At 44.6% G+C, this 19379-nt stretch carries 27 protein-coding genes; 25 read left to right on the top strand and 2 right to left on the bottom strand.

Annotated elements, in window-relative coordinates:
- The first annotated feature begins 12 nt into the window (after positions 1-12).
- The 4 genes from EV210_RS01410 to EV210_RS01395 all read left to right on the top strand — a co-directional run bounded on the left by EV210_RS01410 (position 13) and on the right by EV210_RS01395 (position 2870).
- Positions 13-306, top strand: coding sequence for a YlmC/YmxH family sporulation protein (locus EV210_RS01410; RefSeq protein ID WP_132074448.1), 294 nt, complete (start codon positions 13-15; stop codon positions 304-306).
- A gap of 55 nt (positions 307-361) precedes the next feature.
- A complete protein-coding gene (locus EV210_RS01405) occupies positions 362-964 on the top strand; it encodes a general stress protein (protein WP_243650397.1) in 603 nt (200 codons plus the stop codon).
- Between the two features lie 139 nt (positions 965-1103).
- Positions 1104-2177 carry a butyrate kinase gene (buk, locus tag EV210_RS01400; RefSeq protein ID WP_132074442.1) on the top strand — a complete coding sequence of 358 codons (1074 nt, stop codon included), beginning with the start codon at positions 1104-1106 and terminating at the stop codon, positions 2175-2177.
- Between the two features lie 9 nt (positions 2178-2186).
- Entirely contained in the window at positions 2187-2870 is a 684-nt protein-coding gene (locus tag EV210_RS01395) for a tyrosine-protein kinase family protein (protein WP_132074439.1), read from the top strand.
- A gap of 11 nt (positions 2871-2881) precedes the next feature.
- Here EV210_RS01395 and EV210_RS23220 read toward each other — a convergent pair whose 3' ends face one another.
- Entirely contained in the window at positions 2882-3007 is a 126-nt protein-coding gene (locus EV210_RS23220) for a hypothetical protein (protein WP_279388464.1), read from the bottom strand.
- 62 nt (positions 3008-3069) lie between these two features.
- On the opposite strand from EV210_RS23220, the gene EV210_RS01390 reads away from it, so the two are divergent.
- From EV210_RS01390 to EV210_RS01295, 20 genes are all read left to right on the top strand, one after another.
- The gene (locus EV210_RS01390; RefSeq protein WP_132074436.1) at positions 3070-3597 is read left to right on the top strand and encodes an NUDIX domain-containing protein; all 528 of its coding nucleotides are present in this window, start codon (positions 3070-3072) and stop codon (positions 3595-3597) included.
- A gap of 2 nt (positions 3598-3599) precedes the next feature.
- Complete coding sequence (locus EV210_RS01385; RefSeq protein WP_132074433.1) at positions 3600-4799, top strand: endonuclease Q family protein; 1200 nt, start codon at positions 3600-3602, stop codon at positions 4797-4799.
- Positions 4800-4859: 60 nt separating this feature from the next.
- Positions 4860-5498, top strand: coding sequence for a stage II sporulation protein M (spoIIM, locus tag EV210_RS01380; RefSeq protein ID WP_132074430.1), 639 nt, complete (start codon positions 4860-4862; stop codon positions 5496-5498).
- A 131-nt stretch (positions 5499-5629) separates the two neighbouring features.
- The gene (locus tag EV210_RS01375) at positions 5630-5845 is read left to right on the top strand and encodes a hypothetical protein (RefSeq protein WP_132074427.1); all 216 of its coding nucleotides are present in this window, start codon (positions 5630-5632) and stop codon (positions 5843-5845) included.
- A 125-nt stretch (positions 5846-5970) separates the two neighbouring features.
- Positions 5971-6858, top strand: a complete 888-nt coding sequence (gene xerD, locus EV210_RS01370; RefSeq protein ID WP_132074424.1) for a site-specific tyrosine recombinase XerD — start codon at positions 5971-5973, stop codon at positions 6856-6858.
- Between the two features lie 41 nt (positions 6859-6899).
- The gene (locus EV210_RS01365) at positions 6900-8075 is read left to right on the top strand and encodes a phosphopentomutase (RefSeq protein WP_132074421.1); all 1176 of its coding nucleotides are present in this window, start codon (positions 6900-6902) and stop codon (positions 8073-8075) included.
- A gap of 4 nt (positions 8076-8079) precedes the next feature.
- On the top strand, positions 8080-9408 hold the full coding sequence (locus EV210_RS01360) for a pyrimidine-nucleoside phosphorylase (protein ID WP_132074418.1): 1329 nt from the start codon (positions 8080-8082) through the stop codon (positions 9406-9408).
- 110 nt (positions 9409-9518) lie between these two features.
- Positions 9519-10685: a D-alanyl-D-alanine carboxypeptidase family protein gene (locus tag EV210_RS01355; RefSeq protein WP_132074415.1), complete on the top strand. Its 1167-nt coding sequence runs from the start codon at positions 9519-9521 to the stop codon at positions 10683-10685.
- Between the two features lie 117 nt (positions 10686-10802).
- Positions 10803-11138, top strand: coding sequence for an anti-sigma F factor antagonist (spoIIAA, locus tag EV210_RS01350; protein ID WP_132074412.1), 336 nt, complete (start codon positions 10803-10805; stop codon positions 11136-11138).
- Positions 11139-11148: 10 nt separating this feature from the next.
- Entirely contained in the window at positions 11149-11580 is a 432-nt protein-coding gene (gene spoIIAB, locus EV210_RS01345) for an anti-sigma F factor (RefSeq protein WP_132074409.1), read from the top strand.
- A gap of 11 nt (positions 11581-11591) precedes the next feature.
- Positions 11592-12323 (top strand): RNA polymerase sporulation sigma factor SigF, encoded by a 732-nt coding sequence (gene sigF / locus EV210_RS01340; RefSeq protein ID WP_132074406.1) that lies wholly within the window; start codon positions 11592-11594, stop codon positions 12321-12323.
- 51 nt (positions 12324-12374) lie between these two features.
- Positions 12375-12569, top strand: coding sequence for a hypothetical protein (locus EV210_RS01335; protein ID WP_132074403.1), 195 nt, complete (start codon positions 12375-12377; stop codon positions 12567-12569).
- 48 nt (positions 12570-12617) lie between these two features.
- A complete protein-coding gene (locus EV210_RS01330; protein WP_132074400.1) occupies positions 12618-12821 on the top strand; it encodes a dodecin family protein in 204 nt (67 codons plus the stop codon).
- A gap of 97 nt (positions 12822-12918) precedes the next feature.
- Positions 12919-13374: a stage V sporulation protein AC gene (gene spoVAC, locus EV210_RS01325; protein WP_243650388.1), complete on the top strand. Its 456-nt coding sequence runs from the start codon at positions 12919-12921 to the stop codon at positions 13372-13374.
- Between the two features lie 11 nt (positions 13375-13385).
- Positions 13386-14390, top strand: a complete 1005-nt coding sequence (spoVAD, locus tag EV210_RS01320) for a stage V sporulation protein AD (protein ID WP_132074397.1) — start codon at positions 13386-13388, stop codon at positions 14388-14390.
- A 13-nt stretch (positions 14391-14403) separates the two neighbouring features.
- Complete coding sequence (gene spoVAE, locus EV210_RS01315; RefSeq protein ID WP_132074394.1) at positions 14404-14757, top strand: stage V sporulation protein AE; 354 nt, start codon at positions 14404-14406, stop codon at positions 14755-14757.
- A gap of 8 nt (positions 14758-14765) precedes the next feature.
- Positions 14766-15155, top strand: a complete 390-nt coding sequence (locus tag EV210_RS01310; protein WP_132074391.1) for a hypothetical protein — start codon at positions 14766-14768, stop codon at positions 15153-15155.
- Positions 15156-15172: 17 nt separating this feature from the next.
- Positions 15173-15730 carry a hypothetical protein gene (locus EV210_RS01305; protein WP_132074388.1) on the top strand — a complete coding sequence of 186 codons (558 nt, stop codon included), beginning with the start codon at positions 15173-15175 and terminating at the stop codon, positions 15728-15730.
- Positions 15731-15742: 12 nt separating this feature from the next.
- Positions 15743-16342, top strand: coding sequence for a stage V sporulation protein SpoVABEA (gene spoVAEA / locus EV210_RS01300; protein ID WP_132074385.1), 600 nt, complete (start codon positions 15743-15745; stop codon positions 16340-16342).
- A complete protein-coding gene (locus EV210_RS01295; protein ID WP_132074382.1) occupies positions 16320-17825 on the top strand; it encodes a spore germination protein in 1506 nt (501 codons plus the stop codon). The genes spoVAEA and EV210_RS01295 overlap by 23 nt, the downstream gene beginning before the upstream one ends.
- Positions 17826-17877: 52 nt before the next feature.
- Here the strand turns inward: EV210_RS01295 and EV210_RS01290 are convergent, their stop codons facing one another.
- A complete protein-coding gene (locus EV210_RS01290) occupies positions 17878-18615 on the bottom strand; it encodes a YdgH/BhsA/McbA family protein (protein WP_132074379.1) in 738 nt (245 codons plus the stop codon).
- Positions 18616-18754: 139 nt separating this feature from the next.
- On the opposite strand from EV210_RS01290, the gene EV210_RS01285 reads away from it, so the two are divergent.
- Complete coding sequence (locus EV210_RS01285; protein WP_132074376.1) at positions 18755-19375, top strand: site-2 protease family protein; 621 nt, start codon at positions 18755-18757, stop codon at positions 19373-19375.
- Positions 19376-19379: the final 4 nt, after the last annotated feature.

Raw genomic sequence — 19379 nt, 5'->3', positions numbered from 1 at the left:
AGGTGAAGCAAAATGCGTTTAAGCGATTTATCCGGTAAGGAAGTTATTAATCTGGGCGATGGTTCGCGATTGGGCGTAGTAGATGAGTGTGAATTAACCTTTGATGATCACACAGGCCGCATCCAGTCCCTTGTATTACCCGCCAAAGGAAGTATGTTTAGTTTTTTTAGTGAAAATCGTCACTCGACGATTCCCTGGACTGCAATTAAGCGGATTGGCGATGAGGTTATTATCGTTGATTTGAATAATGCTTATGATAGAATGTATAGTGCCTACCGCCGCGATCGACGGGAAAGTGAATATTAATTTTTCCCAGGGATAGACTAACATTAGTTTTTAATGTTAGGGGGAATTAATAGTGATGCAGCAAAATAATGAAACAAATCAAGCGAATGCGGTTATTACCAGCTATTCGGGCACTCAGCAAAGTGGCTCGGCAACAGCCAGCACGACAAATGCCTCTCAGGGAGCAAACCAATCGGGTGGAGGCGTTAAAGCAGTGATTGGCGTTTTTTCGGACAGGGATAGTGCCGAAAAAGCAGTGAGACAGCTTCGCAGCCAGGGTTTTAACACGGAAGAAATCAATATTATCTCTAAAGGACAAAATAATAGCGGGTCGAAAACTTATGAAGACGACATTACAGACGGTGCGTTGACCGGAGGAACTCTTGGCGGCATTGGCGGCTTGCTGGTAGGTGCCGGAGCGCTGGCAATTCCGGGAATTGGCCCGATCATTGCGGCAGGACCTATAGCAGCAGCTTTGAGCGGCGCAGTAGCGGGAAGTATTGCCGGGGGCTTGATTGACTGGGGGATTCCTGCAGAGACGAGCCAAAAATACGAACAGAGTGTGGCACAAGGCAACATCTTAGCTGTGATTCGCTCCGATGCTGCTAAGGTTCAGCAAGCGGCTCAAATTCTCAGGCAAAACGGTGCTTCCGATGTTGAAAGTCATACTTCTAAATAAATTATAAAATCCGGACATTTTTTGTCCGGATTTTTTTATGTCTGCAAAGCAGTAGCTGAAAACTCTGCCGGACAATCTGTCCTGCAGGATTTTTCTTACAAATAATGAATAACATTTACAAAGACAGGGGAGGGATACTATGGCTAATGAATATGCAGTTTTAGCGATTAATCCAGGGTCAACTTCCACAAAGATTGCCGTGTATAAAAATGAAAGCTGTCAGTTTGAGACGACTATTCGTCATACCAATGAAGAATTACAAAATTTTGCTAGAATTAATGACCAGTATGAGTTCCGGCTTGAGTTGATTGAGCAAACGCTGGCACAGCATAGCATCGCAGTAAAAGAATTAAGTGCTGTTGTAGGGCGGGGTGGACCGCTAAAGGCACTGGACAGCGGTACTTATATTGTAAACGAAATGATGTGTGAAGATTTGCGGATTGGCATACAAACGGAACATGCGTCTAATTTAGGTGGTTTGCTCGCTCGTGCTATTGCTGACCAGGCCGGAGTAGCTGCATTTATTGTTGACCCTGTAAGTGTTGATGAACTTCAGCCATTGGCTAGAATAAGCGGACTTCCTCAAATCAAGCGGCGCAGTTTATTTCACGCCCTCAATTTAAAGTCTGCTGCACATCGTGCGGCAAAGGAGCTAGGGCGGGATTATCATGAGTTAACACTGCTGCTGATCCATTTGGGCGGTGGAATTTCTGTCGGTGTTCAGCAGCGGGGGAAAATGATTGATGTTGCCAATCCCAATGAATCGGGACCGTTTTCTCCGGAAAGAGCCGGTGCTCTTCCTACGGGTGATCTAATAAAATTGTGTTATTCCGGTCAATATACATTGGACGAAATGAAGAAATTGATAAACGGTAATGCGGGACTGGTGGCTTATCTGGGGAGTAACGACGGACGGGAGATTGAACACCGGATAACAGCTGGTGATGAAAAAGCAGCGTTAATTTATGAGGCAATGGCCTATCAGGTGGCAAAGGAAGTCGGTGCAATGGCTGCTGTAGTTAATGGGAAGGCTGATGCGATCGTTCTTACTGGCGGGCTAGCCCATTCCAGGCTGCTGGTCGATTGGATTACGAAAAGAGTGCAGTTTATTGCCGGAGTGCTCGTCTATCCGGGAGAAGATGAGCTGCGTGCCCTGGTAGAAGGAACGCTCCGCGTGCTTAGAGGTGAGGAACCTGCTAAGCTTTATCAATAGGAGACTGCTATGAAGAAAAGGATACAACAACAACTATTATCGACGAAAAGAATTACAATTTTTGTTGGCGAATTCGGCAGTGGAAAAACAGAACTGGCCGTAAACTATGCTTTGTATTTACAAGCAAATGGTTATTCCACAGCTATTGTGGATATTGATATTATTAAGCCTTATTTTCGTACCAGAGAAAATCGTGATCTGCTGGAAGCTCAGGGGGTACAGGTTATTGCGCCTGAGTCCAGATTGGCTCATGCTGATCTGCCTGTTTTGCCGCAAAATTTATTTCCTGCGCTTCATGATTCGGCTAGGCAGGTCGTTATGGACGTTGGCGGAGGAGAGTCATCCATTGCATTGGGACAAATTAATGCACAGTTAACTGCTGCCGGTTATGAGGCGCTCCTTGTCGTTAATACCTGCCGTCCTTTTACAAAGACCCCGGAGGAGATTGTTGAGACAACCCGCCGTATTGAGCAGGCATCCAAGCTTAGGGTTACCGGATTGATCAGCAATACAAATCTAGCGGATGATACGAATGGAGAGTTGGTGCAAAAAGGGCTTGCCATTACAGAAGAGGCAGCCAGACTGTTACATGTAGCTGTACGGGCCGTAGTCGTACCCGAAGGCTTGTCCACAGACTTTGCGATACCTGTGTTTGTTTTAAAAAGATACACTCATTATCCATGGATGGAGTAAGCCTTGCTAGTTCAATTCAATTTCTGCTTTATTAATTGCGAAAGTGTGAGTTGTTCTTGCTGCAGCCGTGCCAATAGAATTTGCAGATCTTTTATTTTACCAGAAAAGAATACGCCGCCGTCTACATAAATTAACATACAAGCATCCCTCCTATAGTAGATGTATATGTGATTTATGATGAGATATTCAGGAGGATTTTATGAATACATTAGTTGAACAGCATGTACGGTCGGAGCAATTGTTTACTGGCCGTGTTATCAATGTACGCCGTGATACCGTTTTATTGCCCAATGGCAAGGAGGCTACCCGTGAGGTAGTGGAACACCCGGGCGCTGTTGCCGTTGTGCCGGTGCTGGATGATGGTCGCATTATTATGGTTAGCCAGTATCGCCATGCGGCCGGCAAGATTTTACTTGAAATACCTGCAGGGAAACTGGACAAAGGGGAGCAGCCAAAAGAGTGTGCGCTCCGTGAATTGGAAGAGGAAACTGGCTACCAGTGCCGGCATTTGCAAAAACTGGCGTCCGTTTATACGACTCCCGGCTTTTCCAATGAAGTTATTCATATTTATCTTGCCGAAGGCCTCATTCGCACCCAGCAGCGCCTTGATGAAGACGAATTTCTTAATATGGAGTGTTATACGAAAGAACAACTGCACAGTATGATAACAGATGGTTCGATCTGTGATAATAAAAGCATTACAGGCCTGTTATTGGCAGGAGTCTAGCAATGAAGTACTGTTTTGCTGATCTGCATATCCATGTTGGAGCAACAGAGGCAGGGAAGTGGGTTAAAATACCCACTTCCCGCCGTCTTACTGTCCGGAATATTTGCGAACACGCAGTCCGGCAAAAGGGGCTGGATATTGTCGGGATTGTTGATGCTATGTCACCGCTGGTCCTTGGCGATATCGCGCAGTTAGTAGCGGAAGGCAAGCTAAGGAGTCTGCCAGGCGGCGGCTATCAGTACAACCGGTCGCTTACCGTTCTGCTTGGTGCAGAGATTGAAACGGTTGAGCCACAGGGCAAAATGGCTCATACGCTGTTATTTCTACCGGATATGACTGCGATGCAAAATCTCGCATATTATATGAAAAAGTTTATTAAGAATATCAATTTGAGTACGCAAAACGCACATATGTCCTTAGCTCAGTTAGTGGAAATTGCTGCTCTTTTTGAAGCAATTATCATCCCTGCCCATGTTTTTACACCTTATAAGAGTATTTATGGTGCTTGCACTGAGCGCATCAGTGCGATGTTAACGGCTGCTGAGATGTGCAAGTTGTCAGCAGTGGAATTAGGCCTGAGTGCTGATAGTGAATTGGCTGATCGCATTGGAGAGCTGGCTCCCTATACTTTTCTTACAAATTCAGATGCTCACTCTTTAGATAAAATTGCACGGGAATATAATCTTTTCTTATTGCAAGAAGCGGATTTCGGTGAAGTTTATCAGGCTATCCTCAGGCAGGGTGGCAGAAAAGTCATTGCGAATTATGGCTTAGATCCCCGTTTAGGAAAATATCACCGGACGTTGTGTGAAAGCTGTGGTTTTACAGAGCAAACCGGAAGGCTAGAGTCAATTGACAAATGCATAAGTTGTGGCAGTCCGAAGATCGTTAGGGGAGTACTTGATAGAATCAATGCTATAGCCGATTATCGCATACCTATCCATCCTGATCATCGGGCACGCTATTATTATCAGGTACCTTTAGAGTTTATTTCCGGCTTAGGAAAAAAGGGAATGGAGAAATTGCTGGACGTGTTTGGCTCGGAAATGAATGTGCTTCACCGGGTGAGTGAACAAGAACTGATACAGGCAGTGGGAAGCAAAATAGCAGCCGGAATTGTCGCTGCCCGATCGGGTACTGCACAAATTCTTTCCGGCAGCGGCGGGATTTATGGAAAGATCATAAAAAATGTGGACAAATAAGGCATAGTGATATCTGAACCGGCATAGATTGGTAACAGGCTATATCGGGGAGGAACACGCATGCTCGGGTATTTACGGCAACATATTACCGATTACTTGAAAGCAAATATTGTTGCTTATTTCTTTATGATCCTGATTTTTATTATTGGCGTAGTTGCGGGCTCTTTAGCAGTCAAGACACTGCCAGATGAACAAAAGACAGAATTGCTGAGCTATCTGCATGTTTTTTTTCAAGGCCTGAGTACGGGCGCGGAAAATATGCAGGACGCCAAATTACTGAACAATGTGTTATTTAATAATGCCAAGACGATCGGACTGATCTGGCTGCTCGGATTTACGGTGATCGGTATACCCTTTATCTTATTTATTATTTTTACCCGGGGCTTTATTATTGGGTTTACCGTAGGCTTTCTGGTGAATGAATACATTATGAAGGGACTGGTCTTTTCCTTAGTCTCTGTTTTGCCTCATAATTTTTTTGCAATGCCTGCTTTACTGGCTGCCGGCGTTTCTGCAATTTCTTTTTCTCTCCTCCTGGTGAGACAGCGAGCACGCAAAACAAGTCTGTTTTATCAAACCCTCAGTTATACCCTGTTTTGCGGGATTAGTCTCTTGTTTATGTTGTTAGCCGGCTTTATTGAAGTTGTCATTTCGCCGGTATTTATGAAACTTTTGGCAGGTATTTTAATGAAAGAATGAAGGCTGAATAGAGATACGGCAAGGACTTGGCAAAAAGCCAAGTCTTTTTTATTTTTTCCAGTATTATGGAATAAACACGATAATTGGTGAATAAATATGTTATTAAGCGAAACCAAATAGGAAGTGGGAAGATGGTTACAATCGTTTCGGTTCGAGCAATTGCTAAAAAGACAAAAGTAGTAAGCCGGATCATCTTGCTGGCATTCATTGTATTGTATATCTTGCCCAAATTGGTTAGCCTTTTTTGGGACACGCAAAAAATGGATCAAAAGGCACCGGATCAGCACCTGTTAGAAAAGCCGCTTAGAGTTCAAATTTTAAATTCCTCCAAAATATTCGGCAGTTAACAAAAAAAGAATAGTTTTCGACAGGGAAACAAAGGAAATTGAATTTTTATGTGGAATAACAACCCACATACGACACCTGTGATGTAAACCGGAATTTGGTGATAAAAAAGGGTGGGTAGAAGGAAATGGAAAGTTACGTTAGTCAATTTATTAACTACCTTGCAGTAGAGCGCGGTTTAGCGCAAAATACGCTTGAATCCTATGGTCGCGATCTGCGTCAGTTTCAATCGTACTTGCAAAATAGTCAGATGGATATCCTAAAAGATTCTAGTCGTAATACCATTCTTACCTATTTGAACAACCTGCAGAGTAAGGGCAGGGCTGTATCAACCATTTCACGAAATTTAGCGGCGATTAAGTCTTTTTATCAGTATTTAGTCCGGGAACGGTACTTAGAGAAAGATCCAGCCGCTAATTTAGAGTCACCGAAATTAGAAAAAAAGCTGCCTAAGATTCTCACAATTGCTGAAGTCGAAGAATTACTCAAACAGCCAAATGCTTTTCTTCCGGCTGGACTGCGTGATAAGGCTATGCTGGAATTACTCTATGCCACGGGGATCCGTGTGTCGGAATTAATATCGTTAAACATTTCTGACGTAAATCTGGACATGGGCTATATAAAATGTTTTGGCAAAGGAGCTAAGGAACGAATTGTTCCATTAGGGTCAATTGCGGCTAAATGTGTCCAGGAATATATTAATAAAGGACGTTCTAAGCTTGTTCGTACTTATGATGAATCGGCTTTATTTGTTAACCATCATGGTAACCGGCTGACGCGTCAGGGTTTTTGGAAGATCATAAAAAAATACGCCCAGGAAGCAAATATTGTCAGGGAGATCACGCCTCATACTCTCAGACATTCTTTTGCTACGCATTTATTGGAGAATGGGGCGGATCTGCGTTCCGTACAGGAAATGCTTGGTCATGCCGACATTTCTACTACTCAGATTTACACGCATGTGACAAAAAATCGCCTAAAAGAAGTGTATGATAAAGCACATCCACGCGCATAATTAAATGGTAGAATACGATAGACAAGGAGCGGCGTCAGTCGATGTTTCAAAGAATTATTGTCCTTGTTATGGATAGTGTAGGGATAGGCGCATTGCCGGATGCCGGTCAGTACGGTGATGCTGGAGCCAATACCTTGGGAAATATTGCTCGCTCATTAGGCGGGCTTTTTTTGCCTGCTATGAACAAATTAGGATTAGGTGCTGTGGCTGAAATAGAAGGATTAAAACCAGTAGAGCAGGCTATGGGGTTTTACGGCAAAATGGCGGAAAAGTCTCACGCTAAGGACACCACAAGCGGACACTGGGAAATGGCAGGAGTGCCGATTTTCTCGCCTTTTCCTGTTTATCCTCATGGGTTTCCTAAGGAAGTAATTGAACAGTTTACCCGCTTAATTCACCGGCCAATACTCGGGAATAAAGTTGCCTCCGGAACAGAAATTATTGCTGAGCTTGGTGCCGAACATATGCGTACCGGGTACCCTATTGTGTATACCTCAGCTGACAGCGTCTTTCAAATAGCGGCACATGAGGAAATTATTCCCTTAGAAGAGCTTTATGAAATGTGCCGTATTGCCCGCGAACAAGTGTGTGTTGGAGAACATGCCGTAGGCCGGATTATAGCGAGGCCGTTTATCGGGGCGCCTGGTAATTTTACACGTACGGCGAATCGGCATGATTACAGCCTCGAGCCTGGCGGCACCACCGTTTTGGATTCCCTGAAAAAAGAAGGCTTTAGCGTTATTGGAATTGGCAAAATAGCCGATATTTATGCCCATCGGGGGATTACTAAATCGTACTCAAGTAAATCTAATGATAATGGCATGGTGATACTTTTGGATTTAGTTCGGTCCAATACCGGTGCCGGGTTGATTATGGCTAATTTAGTCGAATTTGACAGCTCCTTCGGTCATCGTAATGATGTTACAGGCTATGGGCGTGCTTTGGAGAGGCTTGATGGGCAGCTGGCCCTGCTGCTGGAGTCATTGCAGGAACAGGATTTGCTGATTATTACGGCCGATCACGGCTGTGATCCTACTTTTCCGGGAAGTGACCACACTCGGGAATATGTACCTTTGCTTGTCTTTTATCCGAACTGTTCCGGCGGTGCGCTGGGAGTCAGGGAAACTTTTGCCGATGTTGGACAAACTATTGCCGCAAATTTCTCGCTTGCTAAGCTTGATTATGGCAACAGTTTTTTACACCAGCTTGTGAGGTGATAAAATGCGCGCATTAGACATTATTGCGAAAAAGCGCGATGGTCACTGCCTAACGGACCAGGAAATACACTATTTTATTCGCGCTTATCAACAAGAAGAAATTCCTGATTACCAAATGTCTGCATGGCTCATGGCTGTTTTTCTCCGTGGAATGAACAGTGAAGAAACTTCTTCGTTAACCTTAGCCATGGCTGGGTCGGGTAAAACAGTTGATTTAAGCAGGGTAAGCGGGATAAAAGTAGATAAGCATAGTACAGGCGGTGTCGCAGATACGACGACCTTAATTCTGGCGCCGCTGGTAGCGGCTGCAGGTGTCCCAGTGGCCAAGATGTCAGGGCGGGGGCTGGGTTTTACCGGTGGTACAATTGACAAACTGGAGGCAATCCCAGGCTTTTGTGCTACTTTGACTGAGCACCAGTTTATTGCTAACCTGCTCCGGCATAATATTGCCGTAACCGGCCAGTCACAAGACATTGCACCGGCAGATGGCAAATTATATGCTTTGCGGGATGTAACGTCTACTATTGAAAGTATCCCGCTGATCGCGTCATCGATTATGAGTAAGAAAATCGCTGCCGGGGCGGATAAAATTGTGCTGGATGTTAAAGTAGGCCATGGCGCTTTTATGAAAGACCTAGAGCATGCTATTCAACTCGCGGAAGCGATGGTCCGGATTGGTGCGCTGGTTGGCAGAGAAACGATGGCGGTTTTAACCAGCATGGAACAGCCGTTGGGGCAGGCGGTCGGTAACAGCCTGGAAATTCGTGAGGCTATTGATGTATTGAGCGGGAAAGGACCGGAGGCACTCCGGGATGTGTGTTTGCTCTTAGGTGCGCACATGCTGGTGCTAGGCCAAAAAGCGGCAGATGTGGCAGCCGGAAAAGCCAAATTACATGAGCTGTTACAAAATGGTCAGGCCCTGATGAAGTTTACAGAATTCGTTTCAGCTCAAGGTGGAGATGCTCAAATCGTCCACCAGCCATCACGCTTGCCTCAGGCAGAATTTAGCCGGCATATTTATAGTTCCCGCTCAGGCTATGTTCAACATATTTATGCGGATCAAATTGGGTATTCCGCTATGCGGCTTGGTGCGGGGCGGGAGAAAAAAGAGGATACGATTGATTTGTCTGCAGGTATTATGCTGCATTGCCGGGTTGGCGATTATGTGGATCAGGCTCAGCCTATCGCTACCCTGTATGGCAGCCAGCAGGAAAAATTAACAAGCATGGTACATGATGTAGCAGCAGCTATCGCAGTTGCTGGTGAACCAATACAGCCACCGGCATTGGTTCTGGGAATTGTGGACAGCAATGGATATCAACCCCATAAGTGATAAAAACCAGCCAGTTTGGCTGGTTTTTTTATTTGATGTAATTACCAGTGTAAGGTGATATTGCGGCGGAAAAACTACTTAATAAATGTTTGAAAGGGGTGTTTAATAAAATGAGCCAACTGCGCCGTATCGCCTGGATGGTACTAGTAGCGCTGATTATTTCCTGTACGGGAAATGCATTTGTACTGGCTGCGGAACCAAAAGCATCGACACATTTGGAAACGACTGCCCAATCAGCAGTACTAATGGACGGCAATGGTACTGTCCTTTATGAAAAAGATCCGCACAAACCGCTTCCACCTGCCAGTGTAACCAAAATTATGACACTTTTGCTGGCAGTAGAAGCAGTTGAGCAAGGTCGTATTAAGTTAACGGATGATGTTTATACCAGTGAAAACTCCTGGCGCCAGGGTGGGTCTCAAATTTGGCTTGAACCAGGGGAAAAAATGACTGTCCGTGAAATGTTAACAGCGATCGCAGTGGTAAGCGCCAATGATGCCGCAGTAGCGATTATGGAACATATTTATGGCAGTGAACAAGCTGCTGTTGATGCCATGAATAAAAAAGCGGAAAGTCTCAATTTAAAAAATACTCATTATGCCAATGTAAATGGATTGCCTGCGGCAAACCATTTTATGAGTGCTTATGACGTGGCATTAATTGCTAAAGAGGCGGTTAAGCATCCGTTATATATGGAATTATGTGCTATTAAAGAATATTGGCTGCGGGATGGTAAGAATTGGCTGGTTAATACCAACAAGCTTCTATGGTGGTATAAAGGTGCAGATGGCTTGAAAACGGGCTGGACGGAAGAGGCTAAATATTGCTTTGTCGGTACGGCAAAACGGGATGGCCTGCGACTGATTTCCGTAGTTTTTGCAACTCCCGAGCCGCGTTCCCACTTGCGTGAAAGTATGAAGCTGCTGGACTGGGGCTATGCAAATTATACAGCTCTGCCAATTGTTGATAAAAATGCCGTGATTGAGCGTATAAAAATCAATAAGGGAGCCGAAAAAGAAATTCAGCTCGTTGCTGCTGACGATTTGGTTTTGTTGATTGGAAAAGGGCAGAATAAAAATATTCAAAAGAAAGTAATCGCCGAACCCTCAATCAACGCTCCCATCAATGAGGGTGAAAAATACGGTGAATTAGTCGTAACCAGAGATGGCAAGGAAATTGGCAAAGTCGATTTATTAGCAGAAAAAAATGTACCTAAAGCTGGTTTCTTTCAAATCTTTCAAACGATGATTTCCAATTTGTTTTCGATTACGCGCTGATCCATGAACTAAGTAGCGTGAGAATTTTTATTCTCACGCTACTTTTATGCTTCCATTAGCAGGAAAAAATTTCCTTATACAGAATAACCACATTATGTTAGTTTGGGAGGGATGAGTTTGAAGTTACTTACGGATATGAAGCAAGGCGTTTTATTAGTTCGTATTGAAGGTGAATTTGATATGCATGGCGCGGATGAATTCCGCCGTCAGGTCGATGATGCACTCGATGTGAGCGGCGTTAGGAATATTCTTCTCAATCTGGAAAATGTCTCTTTTATTGACAGTTCCGGATTAGGGGTAATTTTAGGCCGCTATAAACGAATTAGCACTGCTGGTGGACAGATGATGGCAGCTCATGTGCAGCCACAAGTAGCCCGTATCTTGGAAGTATCCGGCCTGTTTCGCATCATTGGACTTTGTGATACCGAAACTGAAGCGTTAAGCCGCTTTTAGGAGGACAGTAATGGGAATGAAAAATCACTTAAAAATGTCTTTTCCCAGTCTCGGGGAAAATGTCGGGATTGCACGTATTACTGCAGCTTCTTTTGCGGCGCAGCTGGATTTAACCTTAAATGAAATAGAGGACATTAAAGTTGCGATATCAGAAGCGGTTTCGAATGCTGTTATCCATGGCTATGCACAGACCAGCGGACAAGTTGAAGTGACGATGAACCTATATGAGGACAAGCTGGAATTTATTATTGTAGATCATGGCCACGGTATTGCAGACATTGACCAGGCTCGTCAGCCCGCTTATTCCAGTGATCCCGAACGAATGGGGTTAGGCTTTGTATTTATGGAATCCTTTATGGATCAGTTGGAGATTGAATCGGCTGTCGGTCAAGGAACCAAGGTGCGCTTGGTAAAAAACTTTGTAGCCAACAGTTCACATTAGGTGGGGATGTCATGCTAGGTGACGAAGAACTACGGGAACTTATCAAAAAGGCGCAGCAAGGTGACAAAGAAGCCAAAGAAGAGATTGTAGAACATAATATTAATTTAGTGCGTAGTATTGTACACCGCTTTACGAACCGAGGGTACGAGTGGGACGATCTGTTTCAGATTGGCTGCATCGGGTTGATAAAAGCCATAGAGCGCTTTGACTATAATTTTTGTGTCAAATTTTCTACCTATGCTGTTCCGATGATTATGGGGGAAATCAAACGATTTATGCGAGATGACAACCCCGTCAAAGTCAGCCGTCCACTGAAGGAATTAGCTTACAAGGTTCACCGGATGCAAGAGAAGTTGCAAGGGGTATTAGGACGTGAACCTACCATTACGGAGGTTTCCAAAGAATTAGCCCTGGCGCCGCAGGAAATTGTATCCGCCCTTGAGGCGATGCAGCCAACGGCCTCTTTATATGAGCAGGCCTTTCATGATGATGGAGATCCGATTCATCTGCTTGATCAGATTAAATGTTCCGATGATCCTAACAATACTTTTTTCGATAACTTAGCATTAAAAGAAGTGATGAGCAGATTGCCGGTTAAAGAGCAATTGGTTATTCAGCTGCGTTTTTTTGAAGATAAGACGCAGGCTGAAATTGCAGCCATCATTAATGTTTCGCAGGTCCAGGTATCGCGTATTGAAAAACAGGCGCTAAAGCTGATTCGTCAACTAATGGAGACCCCATAAAGGGGTCTTATTTTTTTGTGTCAGGGGCATACTAGCGTTGAGGTGAAATGCATGGCAGTAAGAAAATGCATATTTCTTTTGTTTATAACGCTTCTTACGCTGATCGGCAGTACTGCAGCCTGGCTGTACCTAGGGGAGAGTCCTAAAAAATCACCGATCAGGGCAAAACAAGTTTATCTACTGCCAATCGGTGAGAAATTTATTGTTCAGCAGCTGATTACGTGGCATAACGAGCGGGTGAATTGAGCAAAATAGGACTGAATCTCAATCATGAAAATCAAGGAGGCAGAACGAATGGGTGTTGTAAAAGTTATTGAATTGGTAGGAACATCCCGCCACAACTGGACAGACGCAGTGGATAATGCGGTAATGGAAGCTTCTAAAACTCTGGATGACATTCTTGGTGTTGAAGTAACTAATTTTACAGCCAATATCGATAATGGCCGTATCTCAGAATACAAAGCGGACTTGAAGGTTGCTTTCAGCGTTAACAATTAAGTGGTTTTAAAGAGTGCCCCAGGGGCACTCTTTTACTTTGGCAGGCAAATGAATTATTTTTGCAGCATTGGTAAAAATAAATCAGGGAGGTGGAATAGTGGCAGGCAATCAACAGCAAGATAAAGTGGAACAAGATTTCCAGAAACAGGTGGATCAGGCTACACCCAAGCCGCCAATTCTAAAAAATATTGTATGGGCTTTCGTTGTTGGTGGCTTAATTTGTACATTTGGTCAATTTATCATGAATACCTTTACTGATTTCGGATTGGCGAAAAAAGATGCTGCCGGTGCTACAGGCGCGGTACTTATTTTTTTGGCAGCCTTTTTTACCGGGTTAGGCATATATGATGAATTAGGCAAGCGGGCAGGAGCGGGTTCCATTGTCCCGATAACAGGTTTTGCAAATTCAATCGTTGCACCAGCTATGGAGTTTAAGCGGGAAGGCTATATTTTTGGGATTGGGGCGAAGATGTTTGTTATTGCAGGGCCTGTTTTGGTCTATGGCATGTTAACTGCTTTTATTATAGGACTTCTACACTGGTTATTGCACTGAGGAGCATGGAAATGAAAAAAAAATTAGGACTGCAAAGTATTCGCTTTGAACAACCCCCTGTCATTACGAGCACTGCGGCCATCGTAGGGCCGATGGAGGGAGAAGGTCTTCTAACCGGCTTTTTTGATTATGTGATGGAAGATAATATCCATAGTTACGCCAGCTGGGAAAAATGTGAATCGTATATGATTGAATGGGCTGTTCGCAAGGCGGTTGAAAAAGACAATAGTACGTTGGAAGATGTTGATTATATATTAGCTGGCGATTTGTTGAATCAATTAATGGCTACGCATTTTGCCATGCGGTCATTAGGGCGTCCGTTTTTAGGCTTATATGGGGCGTGTTCAACGTTAGCGGAAAGCTTGTTGATTGGCTCTACGCTTATTGACGGAGGGTTCGCTCAAAAGGTAGCGGTTGCAGTATCCAGTCACCATGATGCAGCAGAGCGGCAATATCGTTTTCCAACAGAAATGGGAGTGCAGCGGCCGCCAGGAGCACAATGGACTGTAACCGGGTCCGGTTCGGCAGTCGTAACTGCCAATGGCACCGGGCCGCGAGTAACGGCAGCTACTGTAGGCCGTGTTATTGACTTAGGGATTAAAGACCCTAATATTATGGGACCGGCAATGGCGCCGGCAGCTGTTGATACGTTGTGGAATCACCTGAATGATACCGGGCGAACACCAGATTATTATGACATGATTTATACCGGAGACTTGGGGAAAGTCGGGAAACAGCTGGTTGTTGATATGATGCAGCAAAAAGGGGTAGATGTATCGGCTAATTATGAAGACTGTGGCTGTATGATCTACCGCGAAGATCAGGATACACATTCGGGCGCCAGTGGGTGTGCCAGCTCAGGAATTGTCTTTGCCAGCTATCTTTACCCGCTGCTCCGGCAGGGAGACCTGAAAAAGATTTTGCTGATTGGAACAGGCAGCTTGCATAGCCCCACCTCCTATCAGCAAAAAGAATCCATTCCCTGTATTGCCCATGCGGTTTCAATTGAACAATGAAGGCGGTGTCTCCATGCAAATGTATCTGATGGCATTTTTAATTGGCGGATTGATTTGTGTTATCGGCCAATTATTAATGGATTTGACTCCTTTAACTCCTGCACATGTTTTAGTTTTATTTGTCGTCTTAGGTGGTGTATTAAGCGGTCTGGGTCTTTACCAGCCGCTTGTTGATTTGGCGGGAGCCGGTGCTTCGGTACCTCTGCCCGGCTTCGGCCATGCATTAGTTTCCGGAACAATTGAGGAAGTCGATAAAGTTGGTTTCCTGGGCATTTTCAGCGGAGCATTAAAAGCAACGGCAGTAGGCATAATGGCTGCTGTTATTTTTGGTTTTACCATGGCGTTGTTATTTAATCCCAAAGGATAGGGTGTCACATGCTGGCAGTTGATATGATTGGTTTAACCATGACCATATGTTTGATCGGGCTGCGTTATCCCCACCTGGTTTTGGGAGCAGCTATCATTCACGATATGGGCAGAGTCTTAATGGCACTTTTTTTGCACGGCAATATTGAGACAATTGTTGCAGCAGGGGCTTTTGGCACAGCGGATGTTAGTAATTTAAATTCTGTTTTAAAAAATGCCTTGATTGTCTTAAGCGGACCATTAGTTAATTACATGGTAAGCGCTACTGTCGGGGGCATTGAACGGGAGAGGACAGGTAATCTCCTCAATCCCTGTGCTGTTTTGACAAGCAGTTTTGCCGTAATTAATCTTAGAATGGCGATACTTTCTTTTCTGGTAAACATTTGGCACTTTTTTTAATAAGGAGGAATCGGTAGATGGCCAGACGTATTCAAGGCCGAGCTGATCAGACCGGCCAGCAGAATAATGAAACAGGCGGCGGACAAGATGATCAGAAAATTGTAATGCTATTGCAGGAAATAACCGAGCAGCTTAAACAACGACAAAACTGCCAGAGCCAGAACCAAAATCAACAAAATTCCAATCAGGCTACTGCGGGGCAAGCGCCACCCAACTCCTCAAATCAGTCCGGCGGTCAGTCCAATCAGTCCGATACGCAAGATACTCAGCAATCAGAGGTGATGCAGTCACAGGAATTGCAAAGCTTGTTTAGTCAGTTATTGCAAAATAACGCGCAAGAAAAAACTGCTCCTAAGCAAAATAAACAGCAAAATCAATCTCAGCAAGGGCAGGCAGGTAACAAACAGGGAACTGCAGCCGTGCAAACTGCTGCGCAGGTATTGGCGCAAGCTCAGTATGAACTGGCGAATGAGCTGGAAAACAGTTTAACAAAACTAAAGCAGGTCATCAGCGAAAGTGAAAAAATTGCTGATAAAATCAGCAATTTACTGGATCAAGAAAATACCAACAAATGATGAGGTGAAGATATGCCACAGCCAGTTAAAGTGGTTTTAATTACTGATGGTGACAGGTGTGCGCAGCATGCTGTTGAAAGCATTGCGAGTGAGCTAGGCTTACGATGTATCTCCGCTTCAGGTGGAAACCCAACTCCAATTTCGGGCGAAGAAATTGTTCATTTGTTAAAGGAAGTTCCCTATGATCCTGTTTTGGTTATGTTTGATGACAGGGGCAAACCCGGTAAAGCCCAGGGCGAGACTGCTATGGAATATGTAGCAAATCATCCTGATGTACAAGTTCTTGGCGCTGTGGCTGTTGCATCCAATACCACTGGTATTCAAGGTGTAAAGGTAGATGCGTGTGTTTGCGGCGATGGTGACCTCGTGGCCTCATCGGTCGATAAAAATGGCCGGGTAGGCGTACACAAGGAAGATGATGAAATGATCATAACCGGGGATACAGTAGATGTATTGAATGATATGGAAATCCCTTTTATTATTGGTGTTGGCGATATCGGCAAAATGAAAGAAGCAGACAGTATTGATAAAGGAGCTCCGGTAACGCGCAAAGCAATAGAAGAGGTTTTAAAACGGAGTGGCGTGCAATATGGCAGAAAAACGAAAAATTGACAAAGATATTGATAAAAATATTAATTATTTAAAGGATCTCCTGGGGATAGGAGAGACTTTTGATGTCATGTTTCGCGAATTTCGTATCGGGCATAAACGGGCAGCTTCTTTTACAATTAATGGCATGACGAATGATTTGTTAATTGCTGATTTGTTTACAGAAATGGTTGCCGTTGATCCTCAAGATTTATCAATGAATACGCTGCAAAAGCTGTTTTATACTAGGGCGGTTCACACGCAGACAAAACAGTTGGATGACATGAATGACGCAGTGACCAGCCTGTTGTCTGGTGAAATGCTGTTTTTCGTCGACGGAGCGGCTCAGGTGCTGGTGATTGATGCCAGGGCCTATCCGTCCCGGTCACCATCAGAGTCGAATATAGAAAAAGTTACCCGTGGTTCACGGGATTCTTTTGTTGAAACCATTGTTTTTAACACGGCACTGATCCGGCGGCGGCTGCGTGACCCTAATCTGCGCTGTGAAATTACCAAAGTCGGCATCCGGTCGCAAACCGATATTGCTGTTTGCTATATTAAAGATATTACGAATCCCAAGTTAGTAGAGACAGTGAAGAGACGGCTGAACAATATCGATATCGATGGTGTTCCAATGGCGGAAAAAGCAATTGAGGAATTTATCGTAGGCGGCAATAAGTGGAATCCCCTGCCGAAGGTGCGGTATACAGAACGGCCCGATGTAGCTGCAGTGCATCTCTTGGAAGGTCATGTTTGTCTTGTAGTTGATACATCCCCGGATATTATGATTTTGCCGACTACATTTTGGCACCACGTCCAGCACGTGGAAGAATACCGTCAAAATGTAATTACCGGTACATTTTTACGCTTGGTTCGTCTGGGAGCTGTTTTATTCTCTTTACTACTGCCGCCTGTCTGGCTGGCGTTAGTTTTACAACGGCAGCTGCTGCCGGAAACACTGGCATTCCTCGGTCCTCAGGACACAGGGATTATTCCATTAGGTTTGCAATTCCTGCTGGCCGAAATTGGCGTCGAGATGGTAAGAATGGCAACTGTGCATGTTCCTGCGGCACAGTCAACGGCACTTGGCTTTATTGGCGCATTTATGCTGGGTGATTTTGCTACAAAGGTTGGACTGTTTGGTAATGAAACGATTTTTTACACAGCAGTGTCAGTAGTTGGAACCTTTGCTACGCCAAGCGTTGAACTGGCTTTGGCGATGCGGTTTTTCCGCATTGTATTAATTGCGCTGGTTATGTTGTTTAAGCTGCCGGGTTTAATTGGTGGTCTGGCTGCGGTACTGTTGATTTTTGGATTTACAAAATCCTTCGGTGTATCCTATTTGTGGCCGGCGCTTCCTTTGAACCTTAAGGCAATGCGGGGCGTGCTATTCCGTCTGCCCATTCCGAGTAAACTGCTGCGGCCGGCAGCATTGAGGCCAAAGGATAATGACCGGCTGGAGATCATTCATAATAAAAGTAAGCAGGACAAGGATGACGAGGAATAATTACAAAGCGGACTCTCTACAGATACAACAACTGTAGAGAGTCCGCTTTGTGTTATCGTCCATAATAAAACTGACGGATTTGTCCCATGCTTTCATTGATTTTTGCCAGGTTTTCTTTAACAGAAGCCTTGTTTTCGGCATTTACAGCATCTTTTAACTGCTTAATATCGGAGTGAGTTTTAGTTAGCTCTCCTAAAATACCAACCTGCTCCATACTGGGCTTTACCTGCTGCCAGGTGCCTTGCAGTTCTTTTACCTTGGAAGCCGCCTTGCTCCAGTCTTTGTCATCAACATAGAAGCCCACATTACGAGCTGCATTCCCTACAGCTACAATATCGGCGAGAGGGGAGAGCTTAAAGGATTTTCCAATGTCGCTGATACTGCCCATGAATTTGCCGAGCGTTTCATAGGAACTGGTGAGTTCCCTGGCAGCAATTGCTTCGTTCAGCTTCTCGAGTGCTTCATCCGCTTCCTTAACGCCTTTCTTTTCACCTAACAACGGTTTTGCCTGCTGCCAGGTTGTCTGGAGAGTGGTCAGCCCTTGTTGGGCCTGATCCCATTTCTCGGTGGTAAAGCCTTCGAATATAACACCGGCAGTAGCTTCAAGATCGTATAGTTGGGTAGGTGGTGATTGAAACCGTTCCATTAAAGGGGGATTTGGTTTGGATTCTACCGGTTTACCGGTTGGACCTACTTCTGGCTTTGGTGCTGGTGTAAAAGCAGCACAACCACTAATCAGGGTTGACGCAAGAATAATCGTAATTGCTGACAGGAATTTGCGATGCAGCAAAAAAAATCGCCTCCTTTAAAACTTAGCTTTTGCCAGCTTTCGTGTATTTATTCTTTGGCGGAGATTTGCTTTTGCTTTTACCTGTATAATCCATTATAATGGATTATGGTAAAATATATGGCTGGAGGAACAGACATACGTGATAGGCTTAGACCCTGATATGATATTTCGCATACCTGCACTTTTGATTACGCTAACCGTTCATGAATATGCTCATGCCCGTATGGCGGTTGCCCTGGGCGATCCAACGCCGCGCGTCTTGGGCAGATTAACATTGAATCCGATCGCCCATCTTGATCCGGTAGGACTGATCATGATGTGGCTGTTTAAATTTGGCTGGGCCAAGCCTGTACCCATTAATCCCGGTAATTTTGCAAACGTTCGTCAAGGAACTATTTTGGTTTCGCTTGCCGGACCGGTTTCGAATATTTTACTGGCATTAGTGACAGCAATTGTTATTGTCCTGCTGTCTATATTTGATTTGGTTAAGGGCGAATGGCTTAAGGTTTTATGGCTTACCTACAGCTATAATATTGTGTTTGCTGTTTTCAATTTACTGCCATTACCGCCATTGGACGGATCTAAGGTAGTTGCCAGCTTACTGCCTGGCCGGCAGGCATATGCTTATGAACGGCTGGAGCCTTATGGTCCTTGGATATTGCTGGCACTTGTTTATTTAGGGGTCATCAGCGTCGTTACCAGACCGCTGGAATATGCATTATCCAGCTTTATTAATGGCATAATTAGACTCATTTTCTAAAAGG

The organism is Anaerospora hongkongensis (assembly GCF_004339805.1).
Taxonomy (GTDB): Bacteria; Bacillota; Negativicutes; order Sporomusales; family DSM-15969; genus Anaerospora; species Anaerospora hongkongensis.
This window is presented reverse-complemented; position numbering and strand designations above follow the sequence as displayed.